Origin of the sequence: Kitasatospora brasiliensis, from assembly GCF_032654805.1 — a bacterium.
GTDB lineage: Bacteria > Actinomycetota > Actinomycetes > Streptomycetales > Streptomycetaceae > Kitasatospora > Kitasatospora brasiliensis.
Window position 1 is genome coordinate 1,259,138 of sequence record NZ_JAUOOW010000001.1, and the last position, 20,201, is coordinate 1,279,338.

Consider the following 20,201-nt stretch of genomic DNA (forward strand, 5'->3'; position numbering starts at 1 on the left):
CCCGCACGGCCCACCCCGGTTGACAAACGGTCAGAGCACCTGGAGGTTCTTCCGCAGTTCGAAGGGCGTCACCTCGGAGCGGTACTCCTCCCACTCCTTGTGCTTGTTGCGCAGGAAGAAATCGAAGACGTGCTCGCCGAGGGTCTCGGCGACCAGCTCGCTGCGCTGCATCAGGTCGATGGCCTCGCCGAGGTTCTGCGGCATCGGCTGGATGCCGAGGGCGCGGCGCTCGGAGTCGGTCAGCGCCCACACGTCGTCGTCGGCGCCGGGCGGCAGCTCGTAGCCCTCCTGGATGCCCTTGAGGCCGGCCGCGAGGGTCACCGCGTAGGCGAGGTACGGGTTGCAGCCGGTGTCCAGCGAGCGGATCTCGATCCGGGTGGAGCCCTGCTTGCCCGGCTTGTACATCGGCACCCGGATCAGCGCCGAGCGGTTGTTGTGGCCCCAGCAGATGTACGACGGCGCCTCGCCGCCGGCGCCCGCGGTGCGCTGGGAGCCGCCCCAGATGCGCTTGTACGAGTTCACCCACTGGTTGGTGACGGCGGCGGTCTCGGCGGCGTGCTTCAGCAGGCCGGCGATGAAGGACCGGCCGACCTTGGAGAGCTGGTACTCGGCGCCGGACTCGTGGAAGGCGTTGCGGTCGCCCTCGAACAGCGAGACGTGGGTGTGCATGCCGCTGCCCGGGTGCTCCGAGAACGGCTTGGGCATGAAGCTCGCGTGCACGCCCTGCTCCAGCGCGACCTCCTTCATGACCAGGCGGAAGGTCATGATGTTGTCGGCGGTGGACAGCGCGTCGGCGTAGCGCAGGTCGATCTCCTGCTGGCCCGGGGCGCCCTCGTGGTGCGAGAACTCGACCGAGATGCCCATCGACTCCAGCATGGTGATCGCCTGTCGGCGGAAGTCGTGGCCCACCCCGCGCGGGGTGTGGTCGAAGTAGCCGGACTGGTCGGCGGGGATCGGCGGGGTGCCGTCGCCGGGCAGGTTCTTCAGCAGGAAGAACTCGATCTCGGGATGGGTGTAGAACGTGAAGCCCTGTTCCGAAGCCTTCTCCAAAGTTCGCTTGAGAACGAACCGGGGGTCGGCGTAGGAGGGTGAGCCGTCCGGCATCAGGATGTCGCAGAACATCCGGGCGGTGCCCGGGGTCTCCGAGCGCCACGGCAGGATCTGGAAGGTGGTCGGGTCCGGCTTGGCGATCATGTCGGACTCGTACACCCGGGCGAAGCCCTCGATCGCGGAGCCGTCGAAACCGATGCCCTCCTCGAAGGCCTGCTCCAGTTCGGCCGGCGCCACGGCCACCGACTTCAGGAACCCGAGCACATCGGTGAACCACAGGCGGACGAACCGGATGTCACGCTCTTCGAGCGTCCGAAGCACGAACTGCTGCTGCTTGCCCATGGGGACAGTCTCACCTCTGATCTTTACGCTCGTGTTACGCGGCGGAGGCCAGGGAAAGACCTCGTCAAGCGATTGCCCCCCATCATGGCCGATCTCCGCCCGCCACGGCAGCGCGGGATCCCGTTCGCCCGCTTCCGCCCCGCACATCTCGTCAGTTGGACGATTAGACTCGGAGTATGCCCGTTCTCCGTCTCGCCCTGTGCCAGATCGACCCCTGGGTAGGCGACCTCGCCCGCAACGGCGACGAGGTGGTGCGCCGGACCCGCCAGGCCGCGGCGGCCGGCGCCCAGCTGGTCGCGTTCCCCGAGATGGCCCTCACCGGGTACCCGGTGGAGGACCTCGCGCTGCGCCGCTCCTTCGTCGAGGCCTCCCGGGCCGCGCTGGTCGAACTGGCCGCCCGGCTGGCCGCGGACGGGCTGGGCGAGGTCCCGGTGGTGGTCGGCTACCTGGGACGCTCCGAGCACGCCTCGCGGCGCTTCAACCACCCGGCCGGCTCCCCCCAGAACTGCGCCGCGGTGCTGCACCGCGGCCGGGTGGCGACCCGCTTCGCCAAGCACCACCTGCCCAACTACGGCGTGTTCGACGAGTTCCGCTGGTTCGTCCCGGGCGACCAGCTGCCGGTGCTGCGGGTGCGCGGGGTGGACGTCGCGCTGGCGATCTGCGAGGACATCTGGCAGGACGGCGGCCGGGTCACCGCGGCCCGCGAGGCCGGCGCCGGGCTGCTGCTGGTGATCAACGGCTCCCCGTACGAGCGGAACAAGGACGACCAGCGGCTGGAGCTGGTGCGGCGCCGGGCGGCCGAGGCGGGCTGCGCCCTGGCGTACGTCAACATGGTCGGCGGCCAGGACGAGCTGGTCTTCGACGGGGACTCGATCGTGGTCGACCCGGACGGCCGAGTCCTCGCCCGCGCACCGCAGTTCGAGGAGCACCTGATGGTGCTGGACCTCGACCTCCCGGCTGCGGACGGCGACCACACCGACGGCCTGCTGCTGAGCGACGGGCTGCACCTGGTCCGCACCGACCTGGACGACGGGCCCGCCCCCGCGCCCGCCGAGAGGCTCACCGCCGAGGTGGCGCCGCGGGTGTCGGACGAGGCGGAGATCTGGGCCGCGCTGGTCTCCGGCACCCGGGCGTACGTCACCAAGAACGGCTTCGCGTCGGTGCTGATCGGCCTCTCCGGCGGCATCGACTCGGCGCTGGTGGCGGCGATCGCGCTGGACGCGGTCGGCGCGCGGAACGTCCACTGCGTCTCGATGCCCAGCCGCTACTCCTCCCGGCACTCCCGGGACGACGCGGCCGAACTGGCCCGCCGCACCGGGCTGCGCTTCCGGACCGTCTCCATCGCCCCGATGTTCGACGCCTACCTGGCCGCGACCGAGCTGACCGGCCTGGCCGAGGAGAACCTCCAGTCCCGGCTGCGTGGCACCCTGCTGATGGCGATCTCCAACCAGGAGGGGCACCTGGTGCTCGCGCCCGGCAACAAGAGCGAGCTGGCGGTCGGCTACTCGACCCTGTACGGCGACTCGGTGGGCGCCTTCGGGCCGATCAAGGACGTCTACAAGTCGCTGGTCTTCCGGCTGGCCCGGTGGCGCAACGAGGAGGCCGAGCGGCGCGGCGAGGTGCCGCCGATCCCGGAGCACACCCTCACCAAGCCGCCGTCCGCCGAACTGCGGCCGGACCAGGTGGACACCGACTCGCTGCCCGACTACGACCTGCTGGACACCGTGCTGGGCCTCTACATCGAGGAGGACGAGGGCCGGGACGCGATCGTGGCGGCCGGCTTCGACCCGGCCGTGGTGGACCGGGTGGTCCGGCTGGTCGACACCGCCGAGTACAAGCGGCGCCAGTACCCGCCGGGCCCGAAGATCTCGGCCAAGAACTTCGGCCGGGACCGCCGCCTGCCGATCACCAACCGCTGGCGGCGCGGCTAGTCGTACCGGTAGTCGGCTAGTTGTACCGGAAGCCGGCGGTCACCGGGAGGTGGTCGCTGCCGTCCCGGGGCAGGGTGCGGGAGTCGACCGGAGCCAGCCCGCCCTTGCTCATGATCTGGTCGATCCTGGCCATCGGGAACGCGGCCGGCCAGCTGAAGCCGAAGCCGTCCCCGGCGGCGCCCTGGGCCGAGCGCATCTGCGAGGTGATCGGCGCCAGGCTGCGGTCGTTCATGGTGCCGTTGAGGTCGCCGAGCAGCAGGACCTTCTTCAGTGACTCGCCCTCGATGGCGTCGCCGAGCGCCTGGGCGCTGACGTCCCGCTGGTTGACGGTGAAGCCGCCCTCGGCCTTCAGCCGCACCGAGGGCAGGTGGGCCACGTACACCGCGAGGGGGCCCTGCGGGGTGGTGACCTCGGCGCGGAAGGCCCTGGTCCAACCCATCTTGAGGTCCACCGGGGAGGCCTCGCCGATCGGGTACTTCGACCAGAGCCCGACCGTGCCCTCCACGGTGTGGTACGGGTAGGCCCCGGCGAGCCCGCTCTCGTACGCGCGCAGGTGCTTGCCGGCCAGTTCCTGGAGGGCGACGATCTGGGCGCCGGAGTCCACCAGGGTGCGGATGGTGCCGGGCACGTCGGTGTTGGCGGCGGCCACGTTGTGGCTGACCACCGCCCAGTCCCCCTTGCCACCGCTCTTGTCGGACAGCAGGCCGCCGAACAGGTTGGCCCAGAGCACGACGGGCAGCAGCAGGGCCAGCAGCGCGGTGGCGGAGCGGCGCAGCAGCGCGGGCACCAGCAGCACCGGGACGGCCAGGCCCAGCCAGGGCAGCATGGTCTCCAGCAGGCTGCCGAGGTTGCCGACGCTGTTGGGCACCTCGGCGTGGAAGGCGAGCAGCCCGGCGGTGAGCACGGCCAGCAGGGCGATCACCAGGCCGCGCCGCCAGGTGCTGCTGCCGCGGGCGTCCCGGCCCCAGTGGCGCAGGCCGAGGAAGCCGGCGCGCCGCGCCGCGGGGGCCGAGCCGTCGTCGGCGCCCCCGGGGGCCGCGATCCGCTCGGTCCTGTCCGCCTGCGCCATGCCCTGGCTCCCGTCGCTCGTGCCGTCGCCGATCCGGTGCCCTGCCCGCGCGGTGCGGGCACGTACCGGGCCGGTGCCGGAGTGGTCGGATACCCGGCTCAGCCTATGCCGGGACAGACGTCGGGCTCCCTGAGCAGGTTCCGGCGTGGCCCGCTTTGGTGAGCGAGGCCACGTCGGGGGCGCGGATCAGCGCGGCGGGGATCAGCGCGGCGCGAGCCCGCCGAGCAGCGAGTCGACCATGGTGCGGGCCAGCTCCGGGTCCTCCAGGTCGGAGTCGTCCCAGAGGATGCTGCGGTAGAGGATCGGGCCCATCAGGAGGTCGCCGAGCAGGTCGACGTCGAGGTCGTCGCGGAGCACGCCCTCCGCCACCGCCCGTCGGACCACGTCCAGCGCGGCCTCCCGGCGCGGCTTGATCACCCGTTCGCGGTACGCGTTGTGCAGCTCGGGCAGGGTGTGCAGCTGCCCGAGGGCGGCTTTGAGCACCCAGCGGGTGCGTTTGGCCAGGCCGCGCCGGCGCATGTGGTCGATCGTCGCGATCAGGTCGGCCCGGGCGCCCTGGCCGGTCGGTTCCGGCATCGGGGCCTCCAGCTTGCCGACCACGTCGACCAGCAGGGCCTCCTTGTTGGGCCAGCGCCGGTAGATGGTGGCCTTGCCGACGCCGGCCGCGGCGGCGATGCCCTCGATGGTGAGCTCGGACATCGCGGTGCCGGCCGACATCAGGTCCACGACCGCGGTGAAGATGGCCTGCTCGGCGGCCTCGCTGCGCGGTCTGCCGCGGCGTACCGCGGCGCAGGGCTGTCCGGTGTCGGCGGCCGGGGTGTCCGTGTTCATCCCCGCTGTTCTCCCTCGCTGTCCCTGGGCGCAGGGGCGCCGTCCCGTCTCGGTGGGCGGACCGCCGGGCGGGCGGTGCCGTCCCGACGGGCCGAGGCCCTGCCGCCCGGGGCGCACCCGGGCGACAGGGCCATTGTGACGCAGTCGTACGGTCGGTCCCGCAGGTCAGGCGTCCGCGGCCGCGGCCTGGCGGTCCCGGCCCTGCTGCTCGGGAGCCGGGCCGGCCGGGGCCGCGGGGGCGGCCGAGCGGCGCGGCAGCAGGAACCAGGCGACGGCGACGCCGATCAGCGAGACGCCCACCGAGAGCCCGGCCACCACGTGCATGGCGTGGACGAAGGAGTCGTTCGCCGGTCCGATCAGCGCCTCGCCGCCGGGGACGCGGTCGGCGATCGCCAGGGTGGCCTCCAGCGACTCGCCGGCTTTGGCGCGCAGGGGCTCGGGCAGGTGGCTCAGGGTGTCGGACATGCCGTCGCGGTAGACGGTGGAGAGCACCGCGCCGAGCACCGCGATCCCGAGCGAGCCGCCGACCTGGCGGAAGGTGTTGTTGACGGCCGAGCCGGCGCCGGCCTTCTCGCGGGGCAGCGAGCCCATGATCGCGACGGTGACCGGCGGCATCACGTGCGCCATGCCGGCGCCCATCACCAGGCCGATCACGACCAGCGCCCAGATCGTCGTGGTGGCGGTCAGCAGCACGTAGCCGACGAAGCCGAGCGCCACCAGCAGCATGCCGCCGGCGGCGGTGGCGGCGACGCCGAAGCGGTCGACCACCAGCCGGGCCCGCGGGGCGAACACCAGCTGGGCGGCGGCCAGCGGCAGCATCAGCACACCGGCCTGGAGGGCGCTGTAGCCGCGCACGCTCTGCACGTAGAAGACGCCGAAGAAGGAGACGCCCATCAGCGCGAAGAAGACCACGCCGACGACCACCACGGAGGCGCTGAACACCCGGTTGCGGAACCAGGTGACGTCCAGGGCGGGGAACGCGGTGCGGCGCTCGAACACGACGAAGGCGACCAGCGCGAGCACCCCGACCAGGGTCGGCGCCCAGGCCTCGACCGCGGTGAAGTCGGCCAGCTCGCCGCCCTTGATGATGCCGTAGATCAGCGCGACCAGGCCGATGATCGACAGCAGCACGCCGATCGGGTCCATCCGGCCCGGGTTGGGGTCCTTGGACTCGGGGACCAGGATCACCATGGCTATCACCGCGACGACCACGATCGGGACGTTGACCAGGAAGACCGAGCCCCACCAGAAGTGCTCGATCAGCAGGCCGCCGGTGATCGGGCCGACGGCGATCGCCAGGCCGACCGCGCCGGCCCAGATCCCGATCGCCTTGGGCTGCTCGGAGCGCTCGAAGACGTTCATGATGATCGCCAGCGTGGCGGGCATCACGAGCGCGCCGCCGACGCCCATCAGGGCGCGGTAGCCGATGAGTTCACCGGGCGAGGCGGCCAGCGCGGACAGCAGCGAGGCGAGGCCGAAGACCACCATGCCGGCCAGCAGCGCGCGCTTGCGGCCGAACCGGTCGCCGAGCAGGCCGGAGGTGAACAGCAGCCCGGCGAAGACCAGGGTGTAGGAGTTGATCGCCCATTCCAGGTCGCTCTGGGTGGCCCCGAGGCCGACCGGAGCGGGGGTGGCGATGGTCTTCATCGCGACGTTGAGGATCGAGTTGTCGAGCACGACGACGAGCAGGGCGAGCAGCAGGGTGCCGAGGATCGCCCAGCGCCGACGGTGGATGGCTTCCGGCACGCGAGGTGGCGCGGCTGCGGTGGTCATTGGAGTTCCCGTCCGTTTGGCGTGGCACTGGCGGGCAATTCCGAGCCGAACGCGTCTCGTAACCCCCCGGAGCAAGAGTAGCGGCCGATACGATACGAGACGAATCCGTTTCGTAAACAACAGGCAAAGCCGGTGGCCGCCCGACGGCCGACCACCTCCCGCGCACCCCGGCGCCGGGCCGCCCGCACGCCCGGTGTGTCGCGGATCGCACCGGGACGACCGCACCCCTCTTTGCGCCGGAGCCGGGGCGTGCAAGCATGGAGGTGATCCGGGGACGCCGTACGGCGCCACGAGACGACAACCCTTCAGGAGTCCGTTCGATGAACGCTTCTTCGCCTTCGCCTGCCCAGAACCAGGCGTCGACCACCAGCCTCTACGGCGGGGTCAACAACCGCCGCGTCACCGTGCGCGACCTCGCCGCCGCCAAGCAGCGCGGCGAGAAGTGGTCGATGCTCACCGCCTACGACGCCCTCACCGCGGGCGTGTTCGACGAGGCCGGCATCCCGGTGCTGCTGGTCGGCGACTCGGCGGGCAACTGCCACCTCGGCTACGAGACCACCGTGCCGGTGACCATGGATCAGATGGTGATGCTCTCCGCCGCCGTCGTCCGCGGCACCAAGCGCGCCATGATCGTCGCCGACCTGCCGTTCGGCTCGTACCAGGAGTCCCCCGCGCAGGCCATGCACAACGCGGCCCGGCTGATGAAGGAGGCCGGGGTCGGCGCGGTCAAGCTGGAGGGCGGGGAGCGCAGCGCCCGCTCGATCGAGCTGCTGGTCGAGGCCGGCGTCCCGGTGATGGCCCACATCGGCCTCACCCCGCAGTCCGTGCACGCCCTCGGCGGCTACCCGGTCCAGGGCCGCGGCGACGAGGGGGCGCACCAGCTGCTCCGCGACGCCAAGGCCGTCCAGCAGTCGGGCGCCTTCGCGGTCGTCCTGGAGGCCGTCCCGGCCGAGCTGGCCGCCCAGGTCACCGAGCAGCTGGCGATCCCGACCGTCGGCATCGGCGGCGGGCCCGGCACCGACGCCCAGGTACTGGTCTGGACCGACATGGCCGGCATGACGGCCGGCCGGGTGCCCAAGTTCGTCAAGCAGTACGCCGACCTGCGGACCGTCCTCGGCGACGCCGCCCGGGCGTACGCCGAAGACGTGCGCACCGGCGCCTTCCCGGCGGCCGAGCACAGCTTCCGCTGACCCCGGCACCGCCACGACGGCCCCGCTCCCCCACCGGGAGCGGGGCCGCCGGCATGCCCGCGGGGAGGGTGACAGCGGCGTGACAGCGGGCCCGAGCCGGTGACAGGAGGCTGACAGCCGGGTCGGGAAGCCTGGAGGCATGACAGGCATCGCGACAGCCCGGAACGACCGGGGATCCACCTCCGCGAACGCGGTGGAGGTGCACGGCATCGTCAAGCACTTCGGCGACACCAAGGCCCTCGACGGGGTCGACCTCACCGTCGAGGAGGGCACCGTCCTCGCCCTGCTCGGCCCCAACGGCGCCGGCAAGACCACCCTGGTGCGCGTCCTCTCCACCCTCATCAAGCCGGACGCCGGCACCGCGTTCGTCGGCGGCTACGACGTGCTGCGCCAGCCCAAGCAGCTGCGCCGCACCATCGGCCTGACCGGCCAGTACGCCTCCGTCGACGAGCTGCTCTCCGGGTACGAGAACCTCTACCTGATCGGCCGGCTGCTCGACCTCTCCCGCCGGGACGCCAAGGCCCGGGCCGCCGAGCTGCTGGAGCGCTTCTCGCTCACCGAGGCCGCCAAGCGGATCGCCAAGACCTACTCCGGCGGCATGCGCCGCCGCCTGGACCTGGCCGCCAGCATGATCGGCAGCCCCCGGGTGCTCTACCTGGACGAGCCCACCACCGGCCTGGACCCGCGCACCCGCAACGAGGTCTGGGACGAGGTGCAGCGGATGGTCGCCGACGGCACCACCGTGCTGCTGACCACCCAGTACATGGAGGAGGCGGAGCAGCTCGCCGACGAGCTGACCGTCATCGACCGGGGCAAGGTGATCGCCAACGGCGGCGTCGCCGAGCTGAAGGCCAAGGTCGGCGGCCGGATCCTCCAGGTCCGCGCGGCCGACCCGGCCGAGCTGCCGCGCATGGCCGGCTGCCTGCGGGAGATCGGCATCGCGGGCGCCACCGTCTCCGCCGACACCGGGCTGCTCGCGGTGCCGATCACCGGCGACGAGCAGCTGACCGCGGTGATCGGGGCGCTCGGCACCCGCGGCTTCGCGATCGCCGGCATCGACACCAAGGTGCCCAGCCTGGACGAGGTCTTCCTCGCCATCACCGGCAAGCCCGCGGCCGACCCGGTGCCCGCCCCCAGCCTCGCCAAGGAGCCCGTCGCATGACCACCGCCACGTTCGCCCCCGCCCCGGGGGACGACACCCGGATCGGCCTGACCGGCACCCTGCGCCACATCGGCGCGCTGACCCGGCGCAACCTGATGCGGATCAAGGCCGATCCGGAGTCGATGTTCGACGCCGTGCTGATGCCGATCATCTTCACCGTGCTGTTCGTCTACGTCTTCGGCGGCGCCATGTTCGGCGGGAACCAGGACGCCTACAAGCAGTACATGATCCCCGGCCTGCTCGGGCAGACCGGCATGACACTGGCGCTGGCCGTCGGCACCGGCCTGAACAGCGACTTCCAGACCGGCGTGATGGACCGTTTCCGCACCCTGCCGATCGGGCGGGCCTCGGTGCTGCTGTCCAAGATCGTCGCCGAGGGCCTGCGCGCCCTGGTCTCCTCCACGATCCTGCTGACCTTCGCCTTCATCCTCGGTTTCGAGCTGAAGACCGGTGTGCTGGAGCTGCTCGCCGCGGTCGGCCTGTCGATGGTGTTCGGCATGTCGATCGTCTGGATCTCGATGCTGCTGGGCATGGCGCTGAAGAGTGCCCAGGCGGTGCAGGGCGTCTCCATGCTGGTCCTGATGCCGCTCCAGTTCGGCAGCTCGATCTTCGCGCCGACCAGCACCATGCCGGGCTGGCTCCGGTCCTTCACCGAGGTCAACCCGCTGTCCGCGCTGGCCGACGCCTCCCGGGCGCTGCTCAACGGCGAGGGGGCGGTGGCCCATCCGGTGATGGTCGTGCTGGTCTGGTCGGCGGCCGCCACCGCGATCTTCGCCCCGCTCGCGGTGGCCCGCTTCCGCAAGCGGGTCTGAGCGAGCCGGGCGCGGCGGACGGGCCGGCCGGGTGATCAGGGGACGGGCACCCGGCCGGCCGCTCAGCCGATCAGCTCGTCCAGCAGCTTCCGGGTCTGCTCCTGGGTCATCCCGGCGCCCGTGCCGTACGCCTCCTCGTACCCGGCGTCGCCCAGCAGTCCCCGCAGCACGGTGGCCGCCCGCTCGCGCTCGGCGCGGTCCAGGTAGCCGCCCTTGGGGCCGTTCAGCGCACCGTGCGCGCCGAGCAGGACGGCCGCCTGGCGGGCCCGCTCCAAGTCCCCGTCCCGTTGGGCGAAGGCGCGCAGGACCCCGGCCGCGGCGGGCACCACCATGATCGTCATCTGTTCGGCGAAGCCGGACGCCGCCGTCACCGAGAACAGCGTCCGCCGGCCCTCGCGGAGCAGGGCGAGCCCCCGCTCCGGATCGTCGGCCCGTGCGACGATCCAGCCCCGGGAGGCGGTGAGCATCCCGGACACGATGCTCGGCGCCGCACCGCCCGACCTGGCCCCCTCCAGCAGGTCCAGCTCGGCCAACGCCTGGTCGTACTCCTCGCGTTGGGCGTGCACACCGGCCAGCGTCAGCCGGCCGAACAGCAGCGCGCCGGTGGTGGCCTGATCGGCGGTCAACGGGCCGAGGCCCTGCACCGTCTCGCGGATGATCCGCTCCCCGGCCGCCATGTCCCGCTCGATCAGGGCGCTGCCCAGGTTCACCCGCAGGACCGGCACCTCCTGGAGCGCCCCCAGCTCCTCGGCCAGCTCGATCGCCCGGGTGTACGCGGCGACCGCCGCCTCGACCTCGCCCCGCATGGACAGCGACTCGCCCTGGGCCGACAGCGCCTGGGAGACTCCCCAGAGGTTGCCCGCCTCCTCGAACAGCGCCAACGAGCGCTCGCCGTCCCGGATGCCCTGGCCCCCGCCACCCGGCCAGTCGTTCATCATCTTGGCCCGGATCTGGAGGATGAAGGCCAGGTCGTTCGGGCTGCCGTGCTCCTCGCAGCCACGGACCGCGTCCTCCATCAGCTCGATCATCAGCTCCATCCGGCCGGTCAGGAAGGCCCCGAAGACCCGCATGATCGCCGGGAAGCGGTAGGACTGCGGCAGGCCCGGGGTGTAGACGTCCATCATCCGCTGGGCGATCCCGACGGCCGCCGGGTCGCCGAGGACCTCCAGGTTCCCCTCGAACAACCCGATCAGCCGGTACATGGCGAGCAGCCGTCGGGCCTCCTCGACCACGCCCTCGGGCATCGGCACGCCGTACGCCAGCACGTCCTGCTCCAGCGGCACCGCGAGGACGTCCGGACCGAACGGCTCCGGGCCCAGCGCCGCGACCGCGTCGTACCAGCCGCGGGCCTCCAGGCTGTAGCCGCGCAGCGACCAGTACCAGCTCATGCCGAGGACCAGCACCAGCGCCTGCTGCTCGTCCCCGAGGTCGACCGCCCGGCGCAGCGCGGCCCGGATGTTGTCCTGCTCCCGGTCCAGCACCGCCAGCCAGTGCAGCTGCCGGGGGCCGTGGACGTCCCGGCCGGCGACGCCGAGCACCGCACGGAAGTGCGCCAGGTGGCGGGCCTCGGTGGCGGTGCGCTCGGCGGCGGCCTCGGCGAGGCGCTCGGTCGCGTACTCGTGGATGGTCTCCAGCATCCGGTAGCGCGGCAGGCTGGCCCCGTCCAGGTCGGCGACCAGCAGGGACTTGTCGACCAGCGACAGCAGCAGGTCGGCGACCTCGCCGGGGGCCACCTCGGCGCCGTCGGCGCAGACCGCCTCGGCGTCCTCCAACTGCCAGCCGCCCGCGAACACCGAGAGCCGGCGCAGCACCGCCCGCTCCCCCTCGCCCAGCAGCTCCCAGCTCCAGTCGACCACCGCGCGCAGGGTCTGCTGGCGCGGCAGCAGGGTGCGGCTACCCGCGGTGAGCAGCGCGAACCGGCCGTCCAGCCGGTCGGCTATCTGGCGCGCGGTCATCACCCGCAGCCGGGCGGCGGCCAGTTCGATGGCCAGCGGCAGCCCGTCCAGCCGGCGGCAGATCTCGGCGCAGGCCTCCGGGTCGCCCTGCGGGTCGAAGCCGGGACGGGCGGTGGCGGCGCGCTCGGCGAACAGCCGCAGCGCGACCGGGTCGGGCAGCGGCTCGACCGGCAGCACCGTCTCGCCGGGCACGCCCAGCGGCTCGCGGCTGGTGGCCAGCACCGTCAGCCCCGGGCACTCGGCGAGCAGGACGTCGGCGAGGTCGGCGGCGGCCTGGATCAGGTGCTCGCAGTTGTCCAGGACGAGCAGCATCCGGCGAGGGCCGCAGTGCTCGACCAGCCGGCGCACCGGGTCCTCGGCCCGCTTCTCGATCACCTCGGCGACCATGCTGGTGCTGTGCAGCACGATCTCGCGCAGGCCGAGCGCCGAGACCACGGCGGCGGGCACCGCGTCCGGGCTCTCCAGCGGGGCGAGTTCGGCCACCCAGACGCCGTCCGGCCAGCTCCCGGCGGACTGCTCGGCGCGGCCGGCCTCGGTCGAGAGGCTGGTCTTGCCGGAGCCGCCGGGGCCGGTCAGGGTCACCAGCCGACGGCCCGTCAGTATGCCGCGCAGGGTGGCGAGTTCGTCCTCGCGGCCGACGAAGCTGGTCAGCCGGCCGCGCACGTTGCCGCCGGGGCGCGGGGGGCGGGGGGCGGCTTCCGGCTCCGTCCCGGGCGCCTTCGGGGACTCCGGCGCCTTCGGGGCTTCCGGCGCCTTCGGGGCGAGCAACTCGGCGTACAGGGCGCGGAGTTGGTGGCCGGGGTCGACGCCGAGCTCCTCGACCAGGGCGCGCCTGGTCCGCTCGTAGTGGCGCAGCGCCTCGGCCGTCCGGCCGCTCTCGTGCAGCGCCCGGAGCATCAGCAGCTGCAACGGCTCGTCCAGCGGCTGCCGTTCGCACAGCTCGGCGAGTTCGGCGACCAGCTCGGCGGCCCGGCCGAGGCCGAGGTCGGCGGTGATCCGGTGGCGGCGGGCCTCCTCGCGCTGGGCCTCCAGCCGGGCGGCCGGGCCGGTGCGGTCCGGCAGGTCGGTCAGGGCGGGGCCGCGCCACAGCGCCAGGGCGGCGCGCAGCTTCTCGCCGGCGGAGGAGTGCTCCCCGGCGTCCAGGGCCAGGCGGCCCTCACCGGCCAGCCGCTGGAAGTCGGCGAGGTCGCCGGACGGGCCGGTCAGCCAGTACCCGGCCGGGCCGGAGCCGACCTCGTCCCGGCCGATGGTGCGGCGCAGCCGGCCGACCAGGGTCTGGAGCGCGGCGGAGGCGTCCTGCGGCGGCTCGGCCTCCCACACCTCGTCCACCAGGACGTCGGCCGGCACCGGTCGGCCCTGCCGCAGGGCCAGCGCGGCGAGCAGGGCCCGCAGCCGGGCGCCGCCGATGGGGACCGGGGTGCCGTCGTCATGGTGGGCCGTCGTCGTCCCGAGGATGCCGTAGTACACCGGACCATTCTGGTCGATCGACGGGAGAAGGGCCGCACCATTGTTCCAGCGCCCGTGGAACGCGGCCGCGCGCCCGGACGTTCACCCTGAGCGGCTTGTCCGGTCCCCGGCCCGCCCTGGCATGATCGACCCCTACCCGCGTTCCTCGGACACCCCGGAGCTAGCCCGCCATGACCTTCGCCGCCACGCCGCGCTCCCGCAGCGAGGACCGCCGGATCAGCCCGGTGTTCTGGGTGCTCCTCGCCGTCCTCGGCACCTCCGGCTGGGCGCTGTACTCCGGCTACGGCAACACGCGGTTCGGGATCTTCCTCTTCGTGGTGACGGGCTGGATGGTCTCGCTCTGCCTCCACGAGTACGCCCACGCGCGCACCGCGCTGCACGGCGGCGACATCTCCGTCGGCGCCAAGGGCTACCTCACGCTCAACCCGCTGAAGTACACCAACGCGCTGCTCAGCTTCGTGCTGCCGATCGTGTTCGTGCTGCTCGGCGGCATCGGCCTGCCCGGCGGCGCGGTCTGGATCGAGCGCCACCGCATCCAGGGGCGGCTCAAGCACAGCCTGGTCTCGGCGGCCGGGCCGCTGGTCAACCTGGTCGGCGCGGTGCTGCTCCTGCTCCCGGTCGCCACGGGCTGGCTGGACGACTCCCAGGTGACCACGTCCTGGAACGGCTACGAGCTCCAGGTCTCGCCGCTCGCCCTGGCGTTGGGCTTCCTCGGCATGCTGGAGCTGAGCGCGACCCTGCTGAACCTGCTGCCGGTGCCGGGCCTGGACGGCTACGGGATCGTCGAGCCCTGGCTGTCGTACAAGACCCGGCGGGCGGTCGAGCCGTTCGCGCCGTACGGGATGCTCGCGGTGTTCGCGCTGCTCTGGCAGCCCCAGGTGAACGCGCTGTTCTTCGACGCCGTGTACGGCGTGATGGAGCTGATCGGCGTCGACCGGCTGTACGGCCAGATCGGCCACGAGCTGTTCAGGTTCTGGACGAACTAGCCCGGTCTCGGCCGGTCGGTCCTGCCGAGCCGGTCAGTCCTGCTGGGCGGCCGCGACGGCCTCGGCGATCTTCGCCCGGCGGCGGTTCATCCACAGCACGTTGCTGGCCACACCGGCCAGCGGCAGCCAGATCAGGCCCACCCAGAGGCCCTGGGTCAGCGAGAAGACGGCGGCGACCAGCGCGAGGACGACGACGATCAGGGCGAGCAGGGACGTGCGGGGCATGGCGGCGGACTCCTCGGACCGGGTACGGACGGCCGGGTTGCGGCCGGGACCCATTGTCGCCGACCTCACCTCCGGAGGCTGTCCAGGGGTGAGGTCGACACGACGGCTGGGGCTCAGACGTCGGTGATCCGCAGGCCCGCGTGGGCCTTGTAGCGGCGGTTGACCGAGATCAGGTTGGCCACCAGCGCCTCCACCTGGTGGGCGTTGCGCAGCCGGCCCGCGTAGACGCCGCGCATCCCGGGGATCCGCCCGGCCAGGCCCCGCACGATGTCGGTGGCCTCCCGGTCGTCGCCGAGCACCATGACGTCGGTGTCGATGCTCTCCACCGACTCGTCCTGGAGCAGCACCGCCGAGAGGTGGTGGAAGGCGGCGGTGACCCGGGAGTCCGGCAGCAGCACTGCGGCCTGCTCGGCGGCGCTGCCCTCCTCCGGCTTCAGCGCGTACGCGCCCTGCTTGTCGAAGCCCAGCGGGTTGACGCAGTCCACGACGATCTTGCCGGCGAGTTCCTCGCGCAGCGCGGTCAGCGTGGCGGCGTGGCCGTCCCACGGGACCGCGATGATCACCACGTCGCTCTGCCGGGCGACGGCGGCGTTGTCGGCGCCGCGCACGCCGAGGCCCAGCTCGGCCGCCGAGGCCTCGGCCCGGGCCGCGTCGCGGGAGCCGATGATCACCTGCTGGCCGGACTTGGCCAGCCGCAGGGCCAGGCCCCGCCCCTGGTCGCCGGTGCCGCCGAGGACACCGACCACCAACTGCGAGACGTCCGGTACCTCGTGGGCGGGGTTCGTCACTGAATCGAGGGAAGTCATGGGCCGAGTTTGCCAAATCCGCGGACCGGCGGGACATCCTGGCCCGCATGGACGCGGTGAGAGTTTCGGCACTCCGGGAACGGCTGGTGGGAACGGGCTGGCTGGAGGCGGTCGGCGGCTTCGCCGGGGCACTGCGCCACTCGGTGGAACGACGCGGGGCGAGCGGGCTGCTGCTGGTCGGCACCGAGGCGTACGAGCCGTGGCACCTGGCCGCCCACCTGGACGACGAGGCCGCCTGGTCGGACGTCCCCCGGCTGGCGCCGACCCTGTTGCGCCACCATCCGCCGTCCGACGCCCCGGCCCATCTGACGCACGGTCTGACCCGGCTCACCGAGGCCGGGCGCGGCGCCACCGTGCTGGTGGTGGCTCCGGTGGCGGCCGGCCCGCCGCTGCTGGAGCGGGTGCACGACGCCCGGCGGCAGGGCGCGACAGTGCTCGCGCTGGACGGGGGCGGCCCGGCCTTCGGCGACCTGGTCGGCCTCGCCCATGAGCGGCTGGCCGTCGGCACCGCCGCCGAGGAGCCCTTCGACCTCGCCCAACACCTGGTCAGCGTCGCCGCCGGGCAGCGGGCCGGCCGCCGTTCCGTCCGGGACCGGTTCACCGAGTTCGCCGGGCGGCTGGCCTCGATGCCGACGATCAGCCGCTGGTGAACCCGGGTGTCCCAGGTATCCCACCCGCCGTCGAAAACCCTTTGCGGGACAGGCGTTGACCGTCCGAGGATGATTGTTCGTGAACGTCGACGAACCCCCGCATTCCCCCGTGCCCGGCCGCACCCGGACGCTGCTGCGTTCGCTGACGCCCGATCTGTCCCCCTGGCGCGCCTCCCGCGACTTCCGCTACCTGTGGACCTCCGGCTGCGTCACCAGCTTCGGCGGCTTTCTCACCCTCGTCGCCGTGCCGATGCAGATCAAGGAGCTCACCGGGTCGTCCTTCGCGGTCGGCCTGATCGGCGCCGTCGAACTGATCCCGCTGATCGTCTTCGGCCTGTGGGGCGGCGCCCTCGCCGACGCCCTGGACCGCCGGAAGCTGGTGCTGTGGGCGGAGGCCGCGCTCGGCCTGCTGGCCGGGCTGCTGCTGCTCAACGCCCTGCTGCCGCACCCGCTGCTCTGGCCGATCTACGTGGTCGCCGCGCTGGTCGCGGCCGCCGACGGCATCCAGCGCCCGGCACTGGACTCGCTCCTGCCCCGGCTCGTCCCGCATCAGCACCTGACGGCGGCGTTCGCCCTCAAGTCGCTTTACCACAACGCCGCTTCGGTGGCCGGCCCGGCGCTGGCCGGTGTCGTGGTGGCCTTCGCCGGGGTGCAGACCGCGTACGCGCTGGACGCGCTCTCCTTCGTCGCCTCGCTGCTGATGCTCGTCCGGATCAAGGCGGTGCCGCCGCCGACCGGGGCCGAACGGCCGTCCCTCCAGGCGGTGTTGACCGGTGTCCGGTACGCGTGGAGCCGCAAGGATCTGCTCGGCACCTACGCGATCGACACCTGCGCCATGCTGTTCGCCTTCCCGGTGGCCGTCTTCCCCTTCCTGGCCTCGGAGTTGGGCGCCGACTGGGCTCTCGGCCCGATGTACGCGGCCTCCGCCCTCGGCGCCCTGCTGGTCGGCGCGACCAGCGGTTGGACCTCCCGCGTCCACCGCCACGGGCGGCTGCTGGTGGTCGCCGCCGTCGCCTGGGGCGCGTCGATGGCGCTCGCCGGGCTGACCGAGCACATCTGGCTGGTCCTTCTCGGCCTGGCGCTGGCCGGCGGCGCCGACGAGATCAGCGGGCTGGCCCGCTCGACCATGTGGAACCAGTCCATCCCGGACCAGCTGCGCGGCCGGATGGCCGGCGTCGAACTGCTCAGCTACTCCGTCGGCCCCCAGCTCGGCCAGGTCCGGGCCGGCACCATGGCCGGACTGGTCGGCGTCCGCGCCGCCGTCTGGGCCGGCGGCGCCGCCTGCGTCGTCGCCGTCCTCGCCGTCGCCGCCGCCCTCCCCAAGCTCCTCGCCTACGACGACCGCACCGACCCCCACGCCGCCGCCGTCCGCGCCACGCACGAACGCGCCGACCGGGAGGCCGCCCCGGCCACCTGACACCCTCGCCGCCCGGGGCGGCGTCGACGAGGCGTCAGGTTCCGTAGATCGTCGAACGGTGGCCGACGTGGACGGCCCACACCACCAGCTGCCCGTTGTCGATCGTATAGATGACGCGATGGTCACCCACCCGCAGGCGCCGACGGTCGGGCTGCGACACGAGTGCGGTGGTGTTGAAGCCGAGCGGATCGCTCTCCAGCTCGGTCAGCTTGACCAGGATGCGAAGCGCCATGTCACGGGGGATCTTCCGGAGTTCGGCCTGAGCCTCCGGCCGGAAGACAGCGCGGTACTCACTCACTGCGGGCCAGCGTCTCCCTCATCACGTCCTCCAGGGAAACGCCCGGCGCGGTGTCGGCCATGCGCTCGTCGATGATCCGGTTGATCTCTCGCTCTTCCCACGCCTGGTACTTGCGCAGGACATCGATCGACACGACGGCGGCAACCTCCTTGCCCCGACGCGTGATCACGGTGGGTACGTCGTCCCGATCGGCCCGCTCAACGACCTCGGCCAGGTGCGCGCGAACATCGCGGATCGACTCTATGGGCAACGGCTGCGTCATGCGCTCAAGCGTACATGATGTCCCAGGTGTACACCTGGGCGTGCCCGGCTACTCGGTCTCGTCCTTGGGCTGGTCGCTCCAGCGCGGGTCGTTGCGCCACTCCCGGTTGCGCTCGTCGGCGATCCGCAGGGCCTGGGCGGCCTCCTCGGGGGTGGCGTACGGGCCGAGGCGGTCCTTCGCGGGGCACTCCGGGCCCTCTTCGACCTTGTTGTGCTTGATGCAGTAGAACCACTCACCGGGCTTGCCGGTCGGCTTGCGGTTGAATCCGAGGGGCATGGCGCTCTCCCGTTCCGAGGTTGGGTCGGTACCGATCATTCCCCGCCCCGGGCCGGGCCGCACACCGCCCTGGGGGCGTAGGGGGTGACGACTAGACTCGCGGCATGGCTCTCGTACCCGGCACCCAGTCCCCCACCCGCAAGGTCCCGGCGCACATCGCGCGCCCCGAATACGTCGGCAAGCCCGCGCCGACGCCGTACACCGGGCCCGAGGTGCAGACCGCCGAGACGATCGAGAAGATGCGGATCGCCGGCGGGATCGCCGCCCGGGCGATGGAGGAGGCGGCCAAGCTGATCGCCCCCGGCGTCACCACCGACGCCCTGGACGCCGTCGCCCACGCGTACATGTGCGACCACGGCGCCTACCCGTCCGACCTCGGCTACCGGGGCTTCCCCAAGTCCGTCTGCACCTCGATCAACGAGGTGATCTGCCACGGCATCCCGGACTCGACCGTGCTCCAGGACGGCGACATCGTCAACATCGACGCCACCGCGTACATCCACGGGGTGCACGGCGACCTCAACGCCACCTACCTGGTCGGCGACGTGGACGAGGAGTCCCGGCTGCTGGTCGAGCGCACCCGGGAATCCCTCGACCGGGCGATCAAGGCGGTCAAGCCCGGCCGCCAGATCAACGTCATCGGGCGGGTCATCGAGTCCTACGCCAAGCGCTTCGGCTACGGCGTGGTGCGGGACTTCACCGGGCACGGCATCAACACGTCGTTCCACTCCGGCCTGATCATCCCGCACTACGACAGCGAGCGGGCCACCGAGGTGATCAAGCCGGGCATGACCTTCACCATCGAGCCGATGCTGACCCTCGGCACCTACGACTACGAGATCTGGCCGGACGGCTGGACCGTCGTCACCAAGGACCGCAAGCGCACCGCCCAGTTCGAGCACACTCTGGTGGTCACGGCGGACGGCGCGGAGATCCTCACCCTGCCGTAACGCCGCGCCACCACAAGGGCGTTGCCCCGGGCGCCGTCAGCCGATCAGCCACTGCTCCTCGGCGACGGCGCCCACCTCGGTGCAGGCGTCGGTGAGCACGTCCAGCACCCGCAGCGGGTCCGGCAGCGGCTGCTCGGGCCCGCGCAGCCACCGCACCTTGGCGCCGTCCGACAGCGCGGCCGGCGGCAGCAGGGTGTACGAGCCGCGGCAGTGCCAGCGCAGACCGGGGTGCTCGGACATGGTGTCCGGGGTGGAGTCGAGCGCGCTCGGCCACCACTCGTCCTCGTCTTGCGGGGTGCCGCGGGTGGCGGTGAAGAACAGGTAGCGGTCCTCGCCGACGGCGGCGACCGGGCCCTCGACGCCCCGTGCCGTCAGCCGCTCCAGCGCCAGCCGTCCGGCCTCCGCGGGGACGTCCAGCACGTCGTGCACCCGGCCGGTGGCGGTGATGAAGTTGGCCTCCGGGTCGCGGGCGAGCCAGCGGGAGAGCTGCTCCGGGTCGGTGGTGGCCTGGGTCTGCCAGGCGAAGGAGACCGGGTGCTGGGCGGGGGCCGGGCAGGCCACCCGGTCGCAGGAGCACCCGTAGCCGGCCGGATGGGCGGCGGGCGCGAGCGGGAATCCGGCGCGTACCGCGCCGAGCAGCTGATCGAGTCCGGCGGCCGGATCGTCCGCGCCTCCCGCCCGCTGACGATCACGCTTCTGCCACCAGGTCGTCCACCTGCTGCCGGCTTCCATCGGGCCCCTTCCGCGCA

General features: G+C 72.7%; 19 protein-coding genes. 8 read left to right on the top strand and 11 right to left on the bottom strand.

Annotated elements, in window-relative coordinates; genetic code table 11:
• Window positions 1-30: 30 nt before the first annotated feature.
• Complete coding sequence (glnA, locus tag QWJ13_RS05645; RefSeq protein ID WP_316520915.1) at window positions 31-1,392, bottom strand: type I glutamate--ammonia ligase; 1,362 nt, start codon at window positions 1,390-1,392, stop codon at window positions 31-33.
• Between the two features lie 176 nt (window positions 1,393-1,568).
• Between glnA and QWJ13_RS05650 the strand changes: the two genes are divergently transcribed.
• Complete coding sequence (locus tag QWJ13_RS05650; RefSeq protein WP_316520916.1) at window positions 1,569-3,323, top strand: NAD+ synthase; 1,755 nt, start codon at window positions 1,569-1,571, stop codon at window positions 3,321-3,323.
• Between the two features lie 16 nt (window positions 3,324-3,339).
• Here QWJ13_RS05650 and QWJ13_RS05655 read toward each other — a convergent pair whose 3' ends face one another.
• The 3 genes from QWJ13_RS05655 to QWJ13_RS05665 all read right to left on the bottom strand — a co-directional run bounded on the left by QWJ13_RS05655 (window position 3,340) and on the right by QWJ13_RS05665 (window position 6,996).
• On the bottom strand, window positions 3,340-4,392 hold the full coding sequence (locus QWJ13_RS05655; RefSeq protein ID WP_316520917.1) for an endonuclease/exonuclease/phosphatase family protein: 1,053 nt from the start codon (window positions 4,390-4,392) through the stop codon (window positions 3,340-3,342).
• A gap of 201 nt (window positions 4,393-4,593) precedes the next feature.
• Window positions 4,594-5,223, bottom strand: a complete 630-nt coding sequence (locus QWJ13_RS05660) for a TetR/AcrR family transcriptional regulator (RefSeq protein WP_316520918.1) — start codon at window positions 5,221-5,223, stop codon at window positions 4,594-4,596.
• A gap of 165 nt (window positions 5,224-5,388) precedes the next feature.
• The gene (locus tag QWJ13_RS05665) at window positions 5,389-6,996 is read right to left on the bottom strand and encodes an MFS transporter (RefSeq protein WP_316520919.1); all 1,608 of its coding nucleotides are present in this window, start codon (window positions 6,994-6,996) and stop codon (window positions 5,389-5,391) included.
• 320 nt (window positions 6,997-7,316) lie between these two features.
• Here QWJ13_RS05665 and panB point away from each other — a divergent pair, with 320 nt between their 5' ends.
• The 3 genes from panB to QWJ13_RS05680 all read left to right on the top strand — a co-directional run bounded on the left by panB (window position 7,317) and on the right by QWJ13_RS05680 (window position 10,160).
• On the top strand, window positions 7,317-8,186 hold the full coding sequence (gene panB / locus QWJ13_RS05670; RefSeq protein ID WP_316520920.1) for a 3-methyl-2-oxobutanoate hydroxymethyltransferase: 870 nt from the start codon (window positions 7,317-7,319) through the stop codon (window positions 8,184-8,186).
• A 139-nt stretch (window positions 8,187-8,325) separates the two neighbouring features.
• Window positions 8,326-9,348: an ATP-binding cassette domain-containing protein gene (locus QWJ13_RS05675; RefSeq protein ID WP_316520921.1), complete on the top strand. Its 1,023-nt coding sequence runs from the start codon at window positions 8,326-8,328 to the stop codon at window positions 9,346-9,348.
• Window positions 9,345-10,160 carry an ABC transporter permease gene (locus QWJ13_RS05680; RefSeq protein WP_316520922.1) on the top strand — a complete coding sequence of 272 codons (816 nt, stop codon included), beginning with the start codon at window positions 9,345-9,347 and terminating at the stop codon, window positions 10,158-10,160. The genes QWJ13_RS05675 and QWJ13_RS05680 overlap by 4 nt, the downstream gene beginning before the upstream one ends.
• A 62-nt stretch (window positions 10,161-10,222) precedes the next feature.
• Here the strand turns inward: QWJ13_RS05680 and QWJ13_RS05685 are convergent, their stop codons facing one another.
• The gene (locus tag QWJ13_RS05685) at window positions 10,223-13,582 is read right to left on the bottom strand and encodes an AfsR/SARP family transcriptional regulator (protein ID WP_316520923.1); all 3,360 of its coding nucleotides are present in this window, start codon (window positions 13,580-13,582) and stop codon (window positions 10,223-10,225) included.
• 170 nt (window positions 13,583-13,752) lie between these two features.
• On the opposite strand from QWJ13_RS05685, the gene QWJ13_RS05690 reads away from it, so the two are divergent.
• Window positions 13,753-14,568: a site-2 protease family protein gene (locus QWJ13_RS05690; RefSeq protein WP_316520924.1), complete on the top strand. Its 816-nt coding sequence runs from the start codon at window positions 13,753-13,755 to the stop codon at window positions 14,566-14,568.
• 33 nt (window positions 14,569-14,601) lie between these two features.
• Here QWJ13_RS05690 and QWJ13_RS05695 read toward each other — a convergent pair whose 3' ends face one another.
• Window positions 14,602-14,793 (bottom strand): hypothetical protein, encoded by a 192-nt coding sequence (locus QWJ13_RS05695; protein WP_316520925.1) that lies wholly within the window; start codon window positions 14,791-14,793, stop codon window positions 14,602-14,604.
• 113 nt (window positions 14,794-14,906) lie between these two features.
• Window positions 14,907-15,599: an NADPH-dependent F420 reductase gene (gene npdG, locus QWJ13_RS05700; RefSeq protein ID WP_316520926.1), complete on the bottom strand. Its 693-nt coding sequence runs from the start codon at window positions 15,597-15,599 to the stop codon at window positions 14,907-14,909.
• Window positions 15,600-15,646: 47 nt separating this feature from the next.
• Between npdG and QWJ13_RS05705 the strand changes: the two genes are divergently transcribed.
• The gene (locus QWJ13_RS05705) at window positions 15,647-16,249 is read left to right on the top strand and encodes a hypothetical protein (RefSeq protein WP_316520927.1); all 603 of its coding nucleotides are present in this window, start codon (window positions 15,647-15,649) and stop codon (window positions 16,247-16,249) included.
• Between the two features lie 79 nt (window positions 16,250-16,328).
• A complete protein-coding gene (locus QWJ13_RS05710) occupies window positions 16,329-17,666 on the top strand; it encodes an MFS transporter (protein WP_316520928.1) in 1,338 nt (445 codons plus the stop codon).
• 34 nt (window positions 17,667-17,700) lie between these two features.
• Here QWJ13_RS05710 and QWJ13_RS05715 read toward each other — a convergent pair whose 3' ends face one another.
• Genes QWJ13_RS05715 through QWJ13_RS05725 form a run of 3 tightly spaced genes read right to left on the bottom strand, consistent with a single transcriptional unit; the run spans window position 17,701 to window position 18,502 of the window.
• Window positions 17,701-17,964, bottom strand: a complete 264-nt coding sequence (locus tag QWJ13_RS05715; RefSeq protein ID WP_316520929.1) for a type II toxin-antitoxin system RelE family toxin — start codon at window positions 17,962-17,964, stop codon at window positions 17,701-17,703.
• Window positions 17,957-18,226: a type II toxin-antitoxin system Phd/YefM family antitoxin gene (locus QWJ13_RS05720; RefSeq protein WP_316520930.1), complete on the bottom strand. Its 270-nt coding sequence runs from the start codon at window positions 18,224-18,226 to the stop codon at window positions 17,957-17,959. The genes QWJ13_RS05715 and QWJ13_RS05720 overlap by 8 nt, the downstream gene beginning before the upstream one ends.
• A 48-nt stretch (window positions 18,227-18,274) precedes the next feature.
• Complete coding sequence (locus QWJ13_RS05725) at window positions 18,275-18,502, bottom strand: hypothetical protein (RefSeq protein ID WP_316520931.1); 228 nt, start codon at window positions 18,500-18,502, stop codon at window positions 18,275-18,277.
• 104 nt (window positions 18,503-18,606) lie between these two features.
• Between QWJ13_RS05725 and map the strand changes: the two genes are divergently transcribed.
• Window positions 18,607-19,452 carry a type I methionyl aminopeptidase gene (gene map / locus QWJ13_RS05730; RefSeq protein WP_316520932.1) on the top strand — a complete coding sequence of 282 codons (846 nt, stop codon included), beginning with the start codon at window positions 18,607-18,609 and terminating at the stop codon, window positions 19,450-19,452.
• Window positions 19,453-19,488: 36 nt separating this feature from the next.
• Here the strand turns inward: map and QWJ13_RS05735 are convergent, their stop codons facing one another.
• A complete protein-coding gene (locus tag QWJ13_RS05735) occupies window positions 19,489-20,184 on the bottom strand; it encodes a bifunctional DNA primase/polymerase (RefSeq protein WP_316520933.1) in 696 nt (231 codons plus the stop codon).
• Window positions 20,185-20,201: the final 17 nt, after the last annotated feature.

Bases quoted from the DNA above. Each gene is read 5' to 3' on its own strand.
- QWJ13_RS05660 (WP_316520918.1), bottom strand. From the start codon at position 5,223: ATGAACACGGACACCCCGGCCGCCGACACCGGACAGCCCTGCGCCGCG.
- QWJ13_RS05695 (WP_316520925.1), bottom strand. From the start codon at position 14,793: ATGCCCCGCACGTCCCTGCTCGCCCTGATCGTCGTCGTCCTCGCGCTG.
- panB (WP_316520920.1), top strand. From the start codon at position 7,317: ATGAACGCTTCTTCGCCTTCGCCTGCCCAGAACCAGGCGTCGACCACC.
- QWJ13_RS05650 (WP_316520916.1), top strand. From the start codon at position 1,569: ATGCCCGTTCTCCGTCTCGCCCTGTGCCAGATCGACCCCTGGGTAGGC.
- QWJ13_RS05690 (WP_316520924.1), top strand. From the start codon at position 13,753: ATGACCTTCGCCGCCACGCCGCGCTCCCGCAGCGAGGACCGCCGGATC.
- QWJ13_RS05680 (WP_316520922.1), top strand. From the start codon at position 9,345: ATGACCACCGCCACGTTCGCCCCCGCCCCGGGGGACGACACCCGGATC.
- QWJ13_RS05675 (WP_316520921.1), top strand. From the start codon at position 8,326: ATGACAGGCATCGCGACAGCCCGGAACGACCGGGGATCCACCTCCGCG.
- QWJ13_RS05720 (WP_316520930.1), bottom strand. From the start codon at position 18,226: ATGACGCAGCCGTTGCCCATAGAGTCGATCCGCGATGTTCGCGCGCAC.
- QWJ13_RS05655 (WP_316520917.1), bottom strand. From the start codon at position 4,392: ATGGCGCAGGCGGACAGGACCGAGCGGATCGCGGCCCCCGGGGGCGCC.
- glnA (WP_316520915.1), bottom strand. From the start codon at position 1,392: ATGGGCAAGCAGCAGCAGTTCGTGCTTCGGACGCTCGAAGAGCGTGAC.
- QWJ13_RS05725 (WP_316520931.1), bottom strand. From the start codon at position 18,502: ATGCCCCTCGGATTCAACCGCAAGCCGACCGGCAAGCCCGGTGAGTGG.
- npdG (WP_316520926.1), bottom strand. From the start codon at position 15,599: ATGACTTCCCTCGATTCAGTGACGAACCCCGCCCACGAGGTACCGGAC.
- QWJ13_RS05705 (WP_316520927.1), top strand. From the start codon at position 15,647: ATGGACGCGGTGAGAGTTTCGGCACTCCGGGAACGGCTGGTGGGAACG.
- QWJ13_RS05665 (WP_316520919.1), bottom strand. From the start codon at position 6,996: ATGACCACCGCAGCCGCGCCACCTCGCGTGCCGGAAGCCATCCACCGT.
- QWJ13_RS05735 (WP_316520933.1), bottom strand. From the start codon at position 20,184: ATGGAAGCCGGCAGCAGGTGGACGACCTGGTGGCAGAAGCGTGATCGT.
- map (WP_316520932.1), top strand. From the start codon at position 18,607: ATGGCTCTCGTACCCGGCACCCAGTCCCCCACCCGCAAGGTCCCGGCG.